The 14,424-nt window shown below is 73.4% G+C and carries 9 protein-coding genes; 3 read left to right on the forward strand and 6 right to left on the reverse strand.

The window, feature by feature from the left end; translation table 11 throughout:
- Nucleotides 1-3,144, reverse strand: a complete 3,144-nt coding sequence (locus D0D15_RS10395; protein ID WP_094003076.1) for an ATP-binding protein — start codon at nucleotides 3,142-3,144, stop codon at nucleotides 1-3.
- A 170-nt stretch (nucleotides 3,145-3,314) separates the two neighbouring features.
- Between D0D15_RS10395 and D0D15_RS10400 the strand changes: the two genes are divergently transcribed.
- Nucleotides 3,315-6,089 (forward strand): hypothetical protein, encoded by a 2,775-nt coding sequence (locus D0D15_RS10400; protein WP_094003077.1) that lies wholly within the window; start codon nucleotides 3,315-3,317, stop codon nucleotides 6,087-6,089.
- 231 nt (nucleotides 6,090-6,320) lie between these two features.
- Here the strand turns inward: D0D15_RS10400 and D0D15_RS10405 are convergent, their stop codons facing one another.
- The 5 genes from D0D15_RS10405 to D0D15_RS10430 form a co-directional block, all read right to left on the reverse strand.
- Complete coding sequence (locus tag D0D15_RS10405; protein ID WP_167481489.1) at nucleotides 6,321-6,629, reverse strand: hypothetical protein; 309 nt, start codon at nucleotides 6,627-6,629, stop codon at nucleotides 6,321-6,323.
- A gap of 687 nt (nucleotides 6,630-7,316) precedes the next feature.
- Nucleotides 7,317-7,625 (reverse strand): hypothetical protein, encoded by a 309-nt coding sequence (locus D0D15_RS10410; RefSeq protein ID WP_167481490.1) that lies wholly within the window; start codon nucleotides 7,623-7,625, stop codon nucleotides 7,317-7,319.
- A gap of 351 nt (nucleotides 7,626-7,976) precedes the next feature.
- Complete coding sequence (locus D0D15_RS36975) at nucleotides 7,977-8,873, reverse strand: acetoacetate decarboxylase family protein (protein ID WP_244214947.1); 897 nt, start codon at nucleotides 8,871-8,873, stop codon at nucleotides 7,977-7,979.
- Nucleotides 8,874-9,146: 273 nt separating this feature from the next.
- Complete coding sequence (locus D0D15_RS10425; RefSeq protein ID WP_167481488.1) at nucleotides 9,147-10,844, reverse strand: FAD-dependent oxidoreductase; 1,698 nt, start codon at nucleotides 10,842-10,844, stop codon at nucleotides 9,147-9,149.
- Complete coding sequence (locus D0D15_RS10430) at nucleotides 10,841-12,328, reverse strand: flavin-containing monooxygenase (RefSeq protein WP_094003080.1); 1,488 nt, start codon at nucleotides 12,326-12,328, stop codon at nucleotides 10,841-10,843. The genes D0D15_RS10425 and D0D15_RS10430 overlap by 4 nt, the downstream gene beginning before the upstream one ends.
- Nucleotides 12,329-12,469: 141 nt before the next feature.
- Between D0D15_RS10430 and D0D15_RS10435 the strand changes: the two genes are divergently transcribed.
- Both D0D15_RS10435 and D0D15_RS10440 read left to right on the forward strand, forming a co-directional pair.
- Nucleotides 12,470-13,510, forward strand: coding sequence for an AraC family transcriptional regulator (locus D0D15_RS10435; RefSeq protein WP_094003081.1), 1,041 nt, complete (start codon nucleotides 12,470-12,472; stop codon nucleotides 13,508-13,510).
- A 98-nt stretch (nucleotides 13,511-13,608) separates the two neighbouring features.
- Entirely contained in the window at nucleotides 13,609-14,406 is a 798-nt protein-coding gene (locus D0D15_RS10440; RefSeq protein ID WP_094003082.1) for an alpha/beta fold hydrolase, read from the forward strand.
- Nucleotides 14,407-14,424 lie beyond the last annotated feature (18 nt).

Genomic DNA, 14,424 nt, shown 5'->3' on the forward strand with positions numbered 1-14,424 from the left:
CTACAGCCGCCAGGTGATGCCGGGCTCGCCCGGGTCGTAGCGGCAGCTCGCGCCGGTGGAGACGGTCGCCCGCAGATGCTCGGCGAGCTGGGGGTGGCGACCGTCCAGCCGGCGCAGCGTGTCGCGGATCCGGGCGGTGACGGTCTTGCGGGCGCGCTCGGCCTCGTCCCCGAGGCGCCGGGTGCGCCCGCCGAGACCGGCGGCGGCGCGCAGTTCCGCCAGCAGGGCCGCCCGCTCGGTGTCGAGCCGGGCGGCCTTGTCGTCGTCGCCGCGGGCGGCCGCCGCGTCGATCTCGTCGTCCAGGACGGCGAGACGGCGCCGGTAGGCCGCCTTCGCCGTGTCGTCGAGGACCTCGTCCCCGCCCAGGCGGCGCGCGGCCACCACGACCTCGCCGCCGGCCGGGTCGAGCAGCCGCACCGCCGGCACGTCGGTGCCCGGGTGGCTGAGCAGGAAGTGCAGGTCCCGCAGGCCCTTCGCGTCCGGCAGGTGCAGCGTGCGGCCGGCCAGCGCGAGCGTCCAGGTCGTGCCGGTGAAGCGGAACTCGCCGGTCGCGGCGGGCCGCTCGCCGCGGGCACGCAGGCGCCGCACGCGTTCGGGCACGTGCCGCAGGCCCAGCTCGGCCGCCTCGGCGGCGAGCGCGTCCAGCAGCGCGGCGGCCTCGGTGTCGTCACCCGGCGCGGCCCGGTCCAGCAGCAAGGTGGCCCGGGCCAGCCGCGCTTCGACCACCCACGGCCGGGCCCGCATCGCCTCGGCGGACCGCTCGGCCGCGTGGTAGCGGTCCAGCGCCTCGTCCCAGTGGCGTTCCGCGGCGGCCAGCCTGCCCAGCCACAACGTGACCGGCCCGCTGATCTCGAACCCGAACACCGACACCAGCCACTGCCCGTCGTAGGGCAGCAGTGCCTCCCGGGCCCGCGCGGCCATCACGGCGTCGCCGGTGGCGGCCGCGGTCTGCGCCTGCAGCCGCAGGAACATCGGCAGGTACGCGCGCGGGAACGGCGGCCGCTCCCCCAGCCCGGCCAGGTACTTCGCCGCCTGGGCCGCGTCGCCGCGCTGCGCCGCGGTGGTGGCCTCCAGCAGGCCCGGATACGGGTAGTCGCCCGGGCCGAGCGAGGCGTGGAACCCGGCGAGCTCGTCGAACCGGCCCTGCTGCAGCAGCAACGACCACCGGTGGTGGCGCAGCATCGGCAGGAAATGGCTGTGCCGCACCTGTTCCTCCGCCGTGACCACGGAGTCGAACAGGGCCTCGGCGTCGGCGAAGCGGCCCTGGAAGGCGGCCAGGATGCTCTGGTCGATCCGCGCGCCGAACTGCATCCGCCGCGAGTCGCCCTGCTCGGCGAGCGCGACGAACGCCCGCATCTGGTCGAAGTACCGCGGATCGCCCAGCTCCACCAGCGCGACCCAGCGCAGCGACGTGGCGTACTGCTCGGTCTCGGTGTCGCCGCTGCGGTGGGCGACCTCGGCCAGCTCCGCCATCAGGGCCTCGCGCTCGGCGGCGGTGCCCAGGCCCCAGATCGAGTCGTGCAGCGTGGACAGGCTGAAACCGAGCGCCTCGTCGTCGCCGTCCTCGCGGGCCAGCATGCCCAGCTGGACGATCACCTCCCGCGCCCGGTCCTCCAGCGGGCGCTCCGTCTCACCCGGCCCGATCAGCGCGCGGTGCGCCTCGGCGATCAGCCCGGCCTTGAGGTCCGCGCGCTCCGCGTCCTCGCCCCAGCGGTAGGCCGTCAGGGCGACGCGGCCCAGCAGCTCCGCGTCGCCCAGCGCCCGGGCCAGCGCGGTGGCCTCCTCGAACACCGCCCAGCCCTCGGCGGTCTCGTCGGAGTGGTGCAGCTCGCCGCCGAGCTCCAGCAGCACGAGCACGCGACGCCGCGGCTCGTCGGCGATCCCGGCCGCGCGCCGGAAGTGCCCGATCGCCTCCTCGAACGCCATCCGGCCGGAGGCGGCCCGTCCGGCGGCGACGAGCAGGCCCACCGCGCGCGACGGCGGCACCAGCGGGCCGGCGAGGTAGGCGTGCCGGGCGGCTTCGGCCGGGAGGATCCGCTCGGCCAGGGCGGGGTTGTCCGCCAGCGCGGTGACCACCGCGGCGTGGCGTTCGCGGACCTCGTCCTCGCCGAGGGAGTCGTAGAGCGTCTCGCGCACCAGGTCGTGGGCGAAAGCGAACCGGCCCCCGCCCCGCACGGTGACCAGCCGCGCGGCGACCGCCTGGTCGAGCAGCCGGTCGGCGGGCGCGGCGGGCATCGCGGCGACCGCGGCCAGCACCTGGCGGTGGAACTGCTGGCCGAGCACCGCGGCGGTGGTCAGCAGCGCGACGACCGGGTCGGGCAGCAGCGACAGGCGGCGGCGCACCGCGTCCCGCACGCCCGGCGCGATCGCCGTGACCGATCCGCCGCCGTGCCACAGCCGCGCGGCCTGCTCGACGAAGAACGGGTTGCCGCCGGTGCGGCGGTGCACCTCGGCCACGACGTCCGCGCCCGGGGTTTCGCCCACCGTCCGGGCGATCAGGTGGCCGACCTCCTCCGGTTCCAGGCCGGTGAGCGTGATCGTGCGGGCCTTGGCGACCAGCGAGGACAGCAGCGGGCGCAGCGGGTGGTCGGCCACCTCGACCTCGGCGTCGCGGTAGGTGCCGAGCAGCAGCAGCCGCTCGAACCAGGTGTGCCCGGCGGCGAACTCGAGCAGCTTGAGCGAGGCGGTGTCGGCCCAGTGCAGATCGTCCAGGGCGACGACGACCGGGCGGCTGTGCGAGGCGGTGACCAGGGCGCTGGTGACGGCGTCGTAGAGGCGGAACCCGTCGGGCGTCTCCCGCGGGTCCGCCTCGCCGAGCAGCACGGCCAGCCCGCCCCCGGCCTCCCGCTCGATCGCGGCCCACTCGCCGGCGGTGGCGGCGCGGCGGAGCCCGCGCAGCACCTGGACCCACGGCCAGTAACCGGGCGCGCTGCCGGAGTCCCAGCAGGCGCCGCCGAGGACGAGCGCCCCGCGCCGGCGCGCCTCGTCCGCCGCGCCGGTGATCAGGGTGGTCTTGCCGATCCCGGGCTCGCCGGTGACCAGCACGAGCCCGCCGTGGCTGTCCACCGCCCGCCCGATCTCGGCGCGCAGCAGGCTCACCGGGTGATCGCGGCCGATCAGCGCGGGTTCGAGGTGGGTGTCCATCGCCCCTGACGCTAGCGCGCCGGTGTCCGTATTGTCCGCCGGTTTCCCTCACCCCCGGCCCACCACCGCGCGCATAACGGTTCCGGGCTGTTCATCCGCGCCGCCTTTACACCGGGAGCCACCGCCACCACACTCCACGCAGTACTTGCGGATCCGCTGGGGAGGCGAGGATGCGCTGGCGTGAGCTGCTGCCCAGGGCGGGCGAGGTCCCGGGGCGGGGCAGGGCGGGGCTGACCGCCGTCGCCGCCCTGGTGCTGGGCGGTGCCGGGGCCGGGGTGTACCTGGCCTTCGCCCAGGACACCGGGATCGTGGGGCGCCAGCTCGGCGGGCGCGCGCAGCCACTGCCGTTCCCGCCCGGCACCGCGGCCACCCTGTGGTGGGACTTCGCGCTCGTCGCCGGCTACGGGCTCGCGATCGCGCTCGGCACCACCGCCGCGCTGTGGGTCTCCCAGCCGCACACCGCGACGCACGAAATCGCCCGCTTCGCGCGCATCGCCGGGCTGGTCGCGGTCGTCTCCGACGTCGTCGAGAACGCGCTCCTGCTGGCCGCCACCCGTGATCCGGACCCGGTCCTGCTGGACTTCGCCACCGCGGCCGCGGTCACCAAGTTCGCCGGCCTGCTCCCGGCGCTCCTGCTCGCCCTCTACGGCATCGCGCTCACCCTCATCCGGTGCGTCCGTCCGGTGCACCGCGACGTGCCCGGCGGCGTGTGCTCGGCCGCGCTGAAACCCGGCGACCCCGACGGCGCCTGCGACGCAGGCGAGGCGACCGCGAGCACCCGCTGGCGCAACGGCTACCGCCTGCCCCCGGGCGAACCCACCGGCGGCACCGGGTTCTGCCTGTCCGGTGGCGGGATCCGCTCGGCCAGCGTCGCGCTCGGCGCGCTGCAGCCGCTGCGGCAACGGCTGCTCGGCGCCCAGTACCTGGTGTCGGTGTCCGGCGGCGGCTACACCGCGGGCGCCCTCGTCCAGGCCCTCACCACGGCCACCGACCCGAAGCAGGCCCCGCCCGGCGAACCGGTCGCGACCCCGGAGACCGCGTTCGGCCCGGGCAGCGCCGAGGAGGACCACGTCCGGCGGCACGTCAGCTACCTGGCCAACACCCCGGCCGAACTGCTCACCGCGCTGGGGGTGCTGGCCCGGGGGCTGCTGCTGTCGCTGTTCCTCGTGTTCGCCCCGGCGGTGGTGCTGGGCGTGGTGACCGGCTGGCTGTACCGGCAGGTCCCGCTGACGGTGTTCCCCGCCGACGGCGGCTACCCCGCGCCCCGGCCGGGCGCGCTGCTCTCGCTCGGCCTGACGCTGGTGCTCGCCGCGGCGGTCTCCCTGGTGGCCCGCTGGATCCCGCCGGCCAGGCTGCTGCTGCGTCAGATCGCACGGCGCCTGTCCAGCCGGCTCGCACTGCTGGCCGCCCTCATCGCGCTGCTCGTGCTCGGCCTGCCCGCGCTGGCGTGGCTGGCCGACCGCCTGCTCACCCTGACCCCGCCCACGATCGCCCTGGGCAGCCCGTTCGTCGCGCTGCTGCTGACCTACGTGTCCACCCTGGCGACCATCGGGTGGCGCAACCGCAAGGTCGTGACCCAGGCCCGGGACTCGCTCGACGCGCTCACCGCGACCCTGCCGACCAGCCTCACCCAGCGGCTGCTGGTGATCGTCACCACCACCGTCCTCGCCCTGGCCTGGCTGCTGCTGTTCGCCGCGGTGATCACGCCGCTGGGCGAGCCGGACCTGCTGTGGGCCGCGCTGGGCCTGGTGGTCGTGCTGGTCGTGCTCGGCGGGCTGATCGACGAGACCTCGCTGAGCCTGCACCCGTTCTACCGGGAACGGCTGGCCTGCACCTTCGCCGTGCGCCGGGTGCGCCGCGGAGACGGGCAGGTCGTCGCCGCGCCCTATCCCAGCACCGAACGCAGTTCGCTGGCGACCTACGGCCGCGCGGCGGGCTTCCCGCGCGTGGTGTTCGCGGCCGCGGCGAACCTGACCGGCGAGGGCCGCACCTCCCCCGGACTCAACGCGGTCTCGTACACGATGAGCAGCGGCTGGGTCGGCGGCCCGGACGTCGGCTGGATCGAGACCGCGCACCTGCAGGAATCGGTGCCCGGCCGGTTCCAGCGCGACCTCACCGTGCAGGGCGCGGTCGCGATCAGCGGCGCGGCGTTCGCGTCGTCGATGGGCCGCGCCTCGCGCTGGTACCAGATCCTGCTCGCGCTCTCCGGCGCGCGGCTGGGCACCTGGCTGCCCAACCCGGACGTGCTGCTGCGCTGCCCGCCGCGCACCGACCGCGCCGCGTGGGCCTATCCGCCGCTGCCGCACGCCCGTCGCCTGCCCTACCTGCTGCGCGAGGTGCTGGGCATCCACTCGCACGCCGACCGGCTGCTGCACGTGACCGACGGCGGGCACTACGACAACCTGGGGCTGGTCGAGCTGTTCCGCCGCCGCTGCACGACGATCTACTGCATCGACGCCGGCGCGGACTCCCCGCCGTCGGCGAGCGGGCTGGCGTCCGCGCTCGCCCTGGCCACGCAGGAACTCGGCGTGCGGGTGCGGCTCGACGACCCGTGGCGGGCCGAGCCCGGCGGCGGCGAACCGCTCGAACCCGAGCACCCGCTGAGCGCCCTGAACAGCAGGTTGTCGGACAGCCCGGTGATCACCGGGACGATCCACTACCCGGCCGAGAGCGGGCAGGCCGGTGTGGGACGGCTGATCGTGGCGAAGGCGCTGCTGTGGCGGGACCTGCCGTACGAGCTGCTGTCCTACGCCGCGCACCACCCGGAGTTCCCCCGGGACGGCACGGGCGACCAGTTCTTCGACGACAGCAAGTTCGGGGCCTACCTCGAACTGGGGCGCCAGCTCGGCCGGTACGTGGTCAGCCACGAGCCGGCGGCGGCCGATCTGCCGGAGGTGCCGGAGGGCACGGGCGCGCCCGACGGAATCGCGCCACAGCCGGCCTGAAACCGGAACAGCGCACGACGAAACACCCGTATCCGAATCCGGATACGGGTGTTCTGGTGTTGCCGCTTGAGGAAGGACCGGGCGCGGACGGGAACTAGTACCAGTAGTTCCCGTCCGCACCCGCTCCACACCGGCCGGCTCTCAGCCGGAATCCGTCCCGGGCCATCCGGAGTGCGGTCGCACCGAGCGGAACAGGCGGCCGGACCGGGTTGAACCGAGCGTGGTTCAGTCTCAGTTGTCGGCCTCGGCGACGCACACGTCGGGGCTGTCGCCACCCTCCGTGCCGGTCACGCCGGAGACGATCGGCACCGAGAGGCCCCAGTCGTTCAGGGTCTCCTCGACCTGCACGGCGAGCACGTTGACGTTGTTGTCGCAGACGCCGACGTTGTTGTCGTTCAGCACGTCGTCGACGTTGACCAGGCCCAGCTGGCCGGTGTCGCCGCCGTCGTCCCACCCTCCGCCCTGGGTGGCGAAGGCCGGGGAACCGATCATCATGAAACCGGCCGCAGCAGCGGCAACAATTGCGGACTTCTTGAGCACCTTTTCAATCCCCATCAACTCGGTTTACAGTTCCGCCGCGACGAAAACCTCCGTCGCGAGCACGGCAGACATTATCAGCCGGGGCGACGCGTCGAAAGCAAATCCGGCGCGACTTCGCCATCACCCGGACGAACGACGATTGACCTCCCGGAAAACCGTCGCGGGGACCCACATGTGGCATGCGCTGCGATTATCGGGTTGCATCCGCCGGAGACGTTTTCACTGTGAGTGAGCATCCGCTGTGGCGGCCGGTTGTACGTCGTCTAAACCCCCCGATACGGTAGAGCAGTGGATACGAGCCGTAACTCGGGAGAACCGGGAAATTAGCCCGGTAGCGTGATCTCACGGCCGTCCACCTCGGCCTGGAGCGCCGGAAGGTGGGTCCGGACCGGGTTGTGGCGCACCACGCGACGGACGTGCGCGGCAACCCGGAGACCGGTAGAATCGCGGGCACGACAAAACACCCGCATCCGAATCGGACACGGGTGTTCGTCGTTATCTACCCGAAGAAGACCGGGTGCGGACGGGAACTAGTACCAGTAGTTCCCGTCCGCACCCGTTTCACACCGGCACCGGCCAGCTCTCACCCAGAAAACCGTCCCGGGCCATCCGGAGTGCAGTCAGACCGCACCGGGACAGGTGGCCGGCCCGGGGTCGTGACGACCCTGAACCCAGTGGGGTTCAGGCTCAGTTCTCGGCCTCGGCGATGCAGACGTCCGAGGTGTCGCCACCCTCGGTGTGGGTCGCGCCGGACAGGATCGGCACGGAGACGCCGAAGCCGTTCAGGGTGTCCTCCACCTGCACGGCGAGAACGTTGACGTTGTTGTCACAGACGCCGATGTTGTTGTCGTTGAGAACGTCGTCGACGTTGACCAGGCCCAGCTGGCCGGTGTCGCCGCCGTCGTCCCACCCTCCGCCCTGGGTGGCGAAGGCCGGGGAACCGATCATCATGAAACCGGCCGCAGCAGCGGCGACAATTGCGGACTTCTTGAGCACCTTTTTATTCCCCATCGACTCGATTACAGTTCCGCCGCGACGAAAACCTCCGTCACGAGCACGGCAGACGATAGCAGCCGATAAGGCCGGGCCGCAGCAATTCAGCGGACACCACACCATCACCCGGACGAACGACGTTTGCCCTCCCGGGAAACCTCGCCCGGGGCGATGGGGGTCATGCGCTGCGATTATCCGGTCATTTCTTACCCGGAAGTTCTCACGGTGCGTGACGATGCCGGAAGGTGCGCGGTTGTACGGCGTCTAAACCCCTCGATCCGGTGGATTACCGGACACAGTACGTAGGCAAGCTCTCGGCGGACAAATAGCTCGGTAGTGTGACGTCCCGGCGTGTCACGGGTTCGCGCGGTCACCGCCGAACCGCATCCGGAAGTCCCGCGCGACCAGACTGACCAGCGGACGACGCCCGGCCAGAAACGCAAGCGGCCCACCCGCGCCGACGCGCCACACCGAGCGGGCCACCCCGAGCCGGGCGGCCACGCGCACCCCGCTGCGCCTGGGCCCGCGCTGCAGGACGGAAAACGCCAGCGGCACCCGCACCGGCAACACGCGCCGAGCCCGAAACCCCGCCGCGGCAAGCAGATCCCCACGGGCAGGCGCCGCCCCGGCGGCCTCCGGATCTCCACCAGCGCCGGCTTCCGCGCTCGGCCGCCCGGCCACCGGTTCCCCGCCGGCCGGGGTCTCCCCGCTCGCCTCCGGCCCGGCGAGCAGGTCCCCACCGGCAGGGCCCTCCGCACCAGCACGCGCCGCCCCGGCGGACTCCGGGCGGGCCACCGGATCTCCACCGGCAGGGCCCTCCGCGCTCCCCTCCGGCCGAGCCACCGGGTCTCCACCGGCAGGCGCCTCCCCCGCCGCCGCGTCCCCACCCACACGCGCCTCCGCCGTGAACTCCGGTCCGTCGGTGAGCGTGAACTCCGCCAGTTCCTTCGGGATGTGCCACAGGGCGCGACCACCGGCCAGCGAGGCCGGGCTGCCCACCGGGATGTGCGGGATCGTCACGGTGAGCCCGCCGCGCACCACCACGGTGACCATCAGCTCCCGGTAGGACAGCACACCGGGCGGCCGGTAGTCGACCCACGCGGCGAGCACGAGCGCCCGCCCGGCCACCACCAGTGGCCGCACACCCGGTGGCAGCTCCGGCAGTTCCCGGACGGGCACCGCCCACGCGGAGACGTGCAGGTGGCCGCGCAGGTCCCACGGCTCGGGCGGGTAGTCGATCGATTCGGACATCGGGCGGACCTCACATCGGATCGGGACGACGGGACGGACGCGGCTCCCGCGCGGACGGGACCCGCGCGCGCACTCCGCCCGGACTGCCGGGGGGACGCCTGGAGTGCGGGGCACCCCCGCCCGGAGGGGGCGGCACGCCCGGAGTGCGGGCGGCACGCGGGGCGAGCGGGCACCCGCCTGGGGAGTGGGATGACACGCCCGGGTGGCGGGACGGTATGCCCGGCATGCGAGCGGCACGCCCGGCGCCCTGGAGAGGCGGAAGCACGCACCGGCTCAAACCGGTGTTACCGGCAGCCTCAGGGCGCCGGGCGCGGCCTCGGGCACCACCGGGTTCTTCGGCGCCACCGGGGTCAGCCGGGCGTACGGGGCGCCCAGCGGCGGGCGCGGATCGGGCTCGCCCTTGTTCGGCCACAGCGCCATCGCCCGTTCGGCCTGGGCGGTGATGGTCAGGGACGGGTTCACTCCCAGGTTCGCCGAGATCGCCGAACCGTCCACCACGTGCAGGCCCGGGTGGCCGTACAGCCGCTGGTAGGCGTCCACCACCCCGGTCTCCGGGGAGTCGCCGATCGCGCAGCCTCCGATGAAGTGCCCGGTCAGCGGGATGTTCGCGAAGTCGGTCCAGGCGCCCTGCGGCACCCCGTCGATCTTGGCCGCCACCCGCCGCGCGACCTCGTGCCCGGCCGGGATCCACGTCGGGTTCGGGGCACCGTCACCCTGGCGCGTCGTCATCCGGCGGCCGAACAGGCCCCGCCGCGTGTACGTGGTGACCGAGTTGTCCAGGCTCTGCATCACCAGCAGCCCCACCATCTGCTCCGACCACCGCCGCGGGTTCAGCAGGCGCGGCAGCTCGCGCCGGTGCCGGACGAGCTCCCGCAGGCCCAGCACCCACCGCCGCCGCCCGTCCGCGCCGTCCACCAGCACGGTGGCGAGCAGGCTCATCAGGTTGCTGCCCTTGCCGTACCGCACCGGCTCCACGTGCGTGACCTCGTCCGGGTGCATCGACGACGTGATCGCCACCCCGTCGGTGTAGTCGGCGTCCCTGTCACGGGATCGCACGGCCAGGATCGCCTCGGAGTTGGTCCGCGACAGGTACCCCAGCCGCCGCGAGATCCGCGGCAGCGAGCCGCGGTCGCGCAGCCGGTGCAGCAGCCGTTGCGTGCCCAGCGCCGACGCGGCGAACACGACCTGCTCGCACGTGAACGTCCGGCGCCGCCCGCGCGAGCCGGTCCGGACCGTCGTCACCCGGTAGCCGCCGCCGGGCCGCGGGCGGACGTCCACCACCGTCGTCAGCGGGTGCACCCGCGCCCCCGCCCGCTCGGCCAGGTGCAGGTAGTTCTTGACCAGCGTGTTCTTCGCGCCGTGCCGGCAGCCGGTCATGCACGATCCGCAGTGCGTGCAGGCGCGCCGGGCCGGGCCGGCGCCGCCGAAGAACGGGTCCGGCACCTCCTGCCCGGGCTTGCGGCCACCGGTCGCGAACAGCACCCCGACCGGCGTCGGCCGGACCGTGTGCCCGATGCCCATGTCCTCGGCCACCTCGCGCAGCACCCGGTCGGCGCGCGTGGTGCCCGGGTACTCGGTGACCCCGAGCATCCGCTTGGCCTGGTCGTAGTAGGGCGCCAGCTCGGCGCGCCAGTCGGTGATGTGCGCCCACTGCGCGTCCTCGTAGAACGGCCGCGGCGGCTCGTACAGCGTGTTGGCGTAGACCAGCGACCCGCCGCCGACTCCGCTGCCGCTGAGGACGAACGTATCCCGCAGCAGGGTCAGCCGCTGGATGCCGAAGCAGCCCAGCGCGGGCGCCCACAGGTACTTCCGCAGGCGCCACGAGGTCTTGGCGAACTCGTCGTCGGCGAACCGGCGGCCCGCCTCCAGCACCCCGACCCGGTAGCCCTTCTCCGTCAGGCGCAGCGCGCTCACGCTGCCCCCGAAACCCGAGCCGATCACCACCACGTCGTAGTCCAGCTCGCCGGTCATGCGCCGCCCCCTCCCGCCGTGATCGCGCGGTAGTCGCCCAGATCCAGGGCCCGGGTCCGCAACCGGTACTGGGTGACCGTGCCGGGCCAGTTGTTGACGATCCGGCCCGCCTCGTTGCGGTACCAGCTGGAGCAACGGGTCCACACCGACCGGCCGAGCTTGCGCTGCAGCACGGTGTCGAAGCGGGCGGCGACCTCGGGCTTGACGTCGAGCGCCACCCCCGGCCTGCCCGCCAGCGCCCGCACCGCCTGCACGATGTACCGGGCCTGCGATTCGAGCATGGCGACGATCGAGTTGCCACCCAGGTTGGTGTTCGGGCCGTAGACCAGGAAGAGATTCGGAAACCCCGGCACCGTCATACCGAGGTAGGCCCACGCGCCGTCGCGCCAGGTGCCGGCCAGGTCCGCGCCGCCGCGGCCGCGCACCGTCATCGGCGCCAGGAAGTCGGTGGCGCGGAACCCGGTGCCGTAGATCAGGGCGTCCGCCTCGTGCACCACGCCGTCGGCGGTGCGCACGCCCTCGGGCACGATCTCGACGATCTTCTCCGTCTCCACCGACACGTTCGGCCGGGTCAGGGCCGGGTAGTAGTCGTTGGAGAACAACGCGCGCTTGCACCCGGGGTCGTAGTCCGGGGTGAGCTTGGCGCGCAGCTCCGGGTCCGGCACCTGGCTCTCGCGGTGCCGGTTCGCCAGCCGTTCCAGGTACCGGCGCACCAGCGGGAGATCGACGAGCCCGAGCGAGAGGAACTCGCAGATCAGCCAGATGCGGAACCGCTCGATCTTCTGGGTGACCGGCAGGCGGCGGAACAGCGCGCGGTGCCACCGCCGGTACGCCACGTCGTTCTTGGGCACGATCCACGGCGCCGAGCGCTGGAACACCGTGACGTGCCCCGCGATCCGCTGCAGCCGGGGCACGAACTGGATCGCGCTCGCGCCGGTGCCGATCACGGCCACCCGCTTGCCGGCGAGGTCGGCCTGGTGGTCCCAGGCCGCGGAGTGGAAGGCCGGTCCGCGGAAGGACTCGCGGCCGGCGATGTCGGGCAGCGCCGGGCGGGACAGCTGCCCCACCGCGGGCACCAGGACGTCGGCCTCGAGCACCTCGCCGGCCTCGGTGCGCACCCGCCACCGGCCGGTGCTCTCGTCGAACTCGGCCCCGGCCACGCCGGTGCCGAACCGGATCCGGCCGGTCACCCCGTACTCGCGGGCGACGTCCTCGAGGTAGGTCTTGATGTCGGCCTGCAGGGAGAACCGCATCGGCCAGTCGGGGTTGGGCCGGTGGGAGAAGGAGTACAGCGGCGACGGGATGTCGCAGCCGGCGCCGGGGTAGGTGTTCTCCCGCCACACCCCGCCGATCTCGTCCGCTCGCTCCAGGATCGTGAAGTCACCGAAACCCGCGCGGACCAGTTCGGTCGCGACGGCCAGGCCGCCGAAACCGGCGCCGATGATCAGGACGGACGGCGGTCGGGGTGCGGTGCTGCGTGCCATGCTGCTCCTCGGCGGTGAGTGGGGCTACTCCACAGTAAGTGCTCGCGGTCACTTCCCCACAGAGACCACCGGCCAGAAAACCGAGATTTTCGGCCACCCCCGCCCGCGTGCCGCCGACCGGCGGAATCCATACTTCCGGCCATGGCTCAGCTCCTGCCGGTCGCCGTCCGTGACTGGGACTTCCCGCGCGGGGTCGCCAGCGTCGCGCTGCTCGTGCGGTTCGGGGCCGAGCGCGGGGTGCCCCGCGACGCCCTGCTGCGCGGCACCGGGCTGCCGCCGTCGCGCCTGGACGACCCGGCGGCGCAGGTCGACGCCCACCAGGAGCTGACGGTCGCGCGCAACCTCGTCCGGGAATTCGGCGACCCGCCGGGCCTGGGGCTGGAGGCCGGGGTGCGGTACCGGGTCACCACGTTCGGCGTGTTCGGGTTCGCCTGCATCAGCAGCCCGACCCTGCGGGACGCGATCACCTTCGCCCTGCGCTACCTCGACCTCAGCTTCATCTTCTGCCTCCCGGTGGTCGAGCTGGCCGACGACGAGCTGCGGTTCGAGCTGCGGGACGACGGCCTGCCGCACGACGTGCGCCGGTTCCTGCTGGAGCGCGACATCACTGCCATCCACACGGTGATGCACGACCTGCTGCCCGGTGGTCTGCACGTCCGGCGCCTGCAGTTCCGCTTTCCCGCGCCACCCGATCCGGCCCGCTACGCGGAGGTGTTCGGCTTCCGGCCGGCGTTCGGCGCGCCCGCGCACCACGTCGCCATCGACGCCGCGTCCCTGGGGCAGCCGCTGCCGCAGGCCAGCGCGCACACCGTCGCGTTGTGCGAGGCGCAGTGCCGCGAGCTGGTCAGCCGCCGCCGGGCCCGCTCCGGCATCGCGCACCAGGTGCGGGACAAGCTGATCCGCGTCGGCGGCACGCTCGCGATGGAAGACGTGGCGCGGGAGCTGAACATCAGCACGCGCACGCTGCGGCGGCGGCTGGAGGACGCGGGCACCAGTTTCCGCGGTCTGCTCGACGAGGTCCGGCAGGCGCTGGCCGAGGAGATGCTCGCGACCGGCGCGCTGTCCGTGGAGGACGTGGCGCTGCGGCTGGGGTACGCGGAGGCGTCCAGTTTCATCTACGCGTTCCGCCGCTGGACCGGCACCACCCCGGCGCGGTACCTGCGGGCCGGGAAACGGGCCTGACTTTTCGTCCGGTTTCGACGGTGCGACACGGCTGTCAGGTGTCAACCACGCGATTCCGGGGTAGATCAAGGGTCTCTTCAGCTGCGAGGAGGCCGCACATGTTGACGCTGCTCCAGCCCGCGCGCGAAGCGGGCGAAACGATCCGCACGGCGACCCGCGAGCACCTGTTGCTGGCGCTGCTGGACATCCCGCGACTACTGCGTCATCCGATCTGGCGGCCGGAGGATCCGGACGAGGGCGCCGGGCTGGGCGTGGTGCTGGTGCCCGGTTTCGGGTTCGGCGATCGCAGCCTGACCCTGGCCGGCGCGTGGCTGAAAGCGCGTGGCTACCGGCCGTCCGGGTCACGGATCGGTCTCAACGTCGGGTGCACCACGGAGCTGGTCGACCGGATCGAGGCGCGGCTGGAGCGGCACGCCGAGGACACCGGTGGCCGCGTCGTCCTCATCGGGCAGAGCCGCGGCGGCTGGCTGGCGCGGCTGGCCGCGATCCGCCGGCCGGATCTGGTGCGCGGACTGGTGATGCTGGGCAGCCCGGTGCTCGATCCGCTCGGCGCGCACCCGAAGGTGGTGCGCGTGGCCCGCCTCCTCGCCCGTCTGTCCACTTTGGGCGTTCCCGGCCTGATGGACCCGGACTGCTTCACCGGCTCGTGCTACGACGAGAACATGAAGTCGCTGGCCGCTCCCCTGCCGCCGGAAGTGCCCGCGCTGGCGGTGTACTCGCGCGCGGACACGATCGCGCCGTGGCAGCTGTGCCAGGACCCCTACGCCGAGTGCGTCGAGGTCCGCAGCACGCACACCGGGATGGGCCTGGACCCGGACTTCTACGTCGCCGCCGCGCCGCGCCTGGCGCGCTGGGCGCGGGCCGGCGACACCGCGGAGCTGTCGCGGGCGAGCTGAGCCGGTCCGGCAGGATCG

The organism is Amycolatopsis thermalba, assembly GCF_003385215.1.
Classification (GTDB): Bacteria; Actinomycetota; Actinomycetes; order Mycobacteriales; family Pseudonocardiaceae; genus Amycolatopsis_E; species Amycolatopsis_E thermalba.

What these genes read in the sequence shown, in the direction of transcription:
- D0D15_RS10400 (WP_094003077.1), top strand. Translation starts at nt 3,315, where the DNA reads ATGCGCTGGCGTGAGCTGCTGCCCAGGGCGGGCGAGGTCCCGGGGCGG.
- D0D15_RS10395 (WP_094003076.1), bottom strand. Translation starts at nt 3,144, where the DNA reads ATGGACACCCACCTCGAACCCGCGCTGATCGGCCGCGATCACCCGGTG.
- D0D15_RS10430 (WP_094003080.1), bottom strand. Translation starts at nt 12,328, where the DNA reads ATGGCACGCAGCACCGCACCCCGACCGCCGTCCGTCCTGATCATCGGC.
- D0D15_RS36975 (WP_244214947.1), bottom strand. Translation starts at nt 8,873, where the DNA reads ATGTCCGAATCGATCGACTACCCGCCCGAGCCGTGGGACCTGCGCGGC.
- D0D15_RS10435 (WP_094003081.1), top strand. Translation starts at nt 12,470, where the DNA reads ATGGCTCAGCTCCTGCCGGTCGCCGTCCGTGACTGGGACTTCCCGCGC.
- D0D15_RS10440 (WP_094003082.1), top strand. Translation starts at nt 13,609, where the DNA reads ATGTTGACGCTGCTCCAGCCCGCGCGCGAAGCGGGCGAAACGATCCGC.
- D0D15_RS10425 (WP_167481488.1), bottom strand. Translation starts at nt 10,844, where the DNA reads ATGACCGGCGAGCTGGACTACGACGTGGTGGTGATCGGCTCGGGTTTC.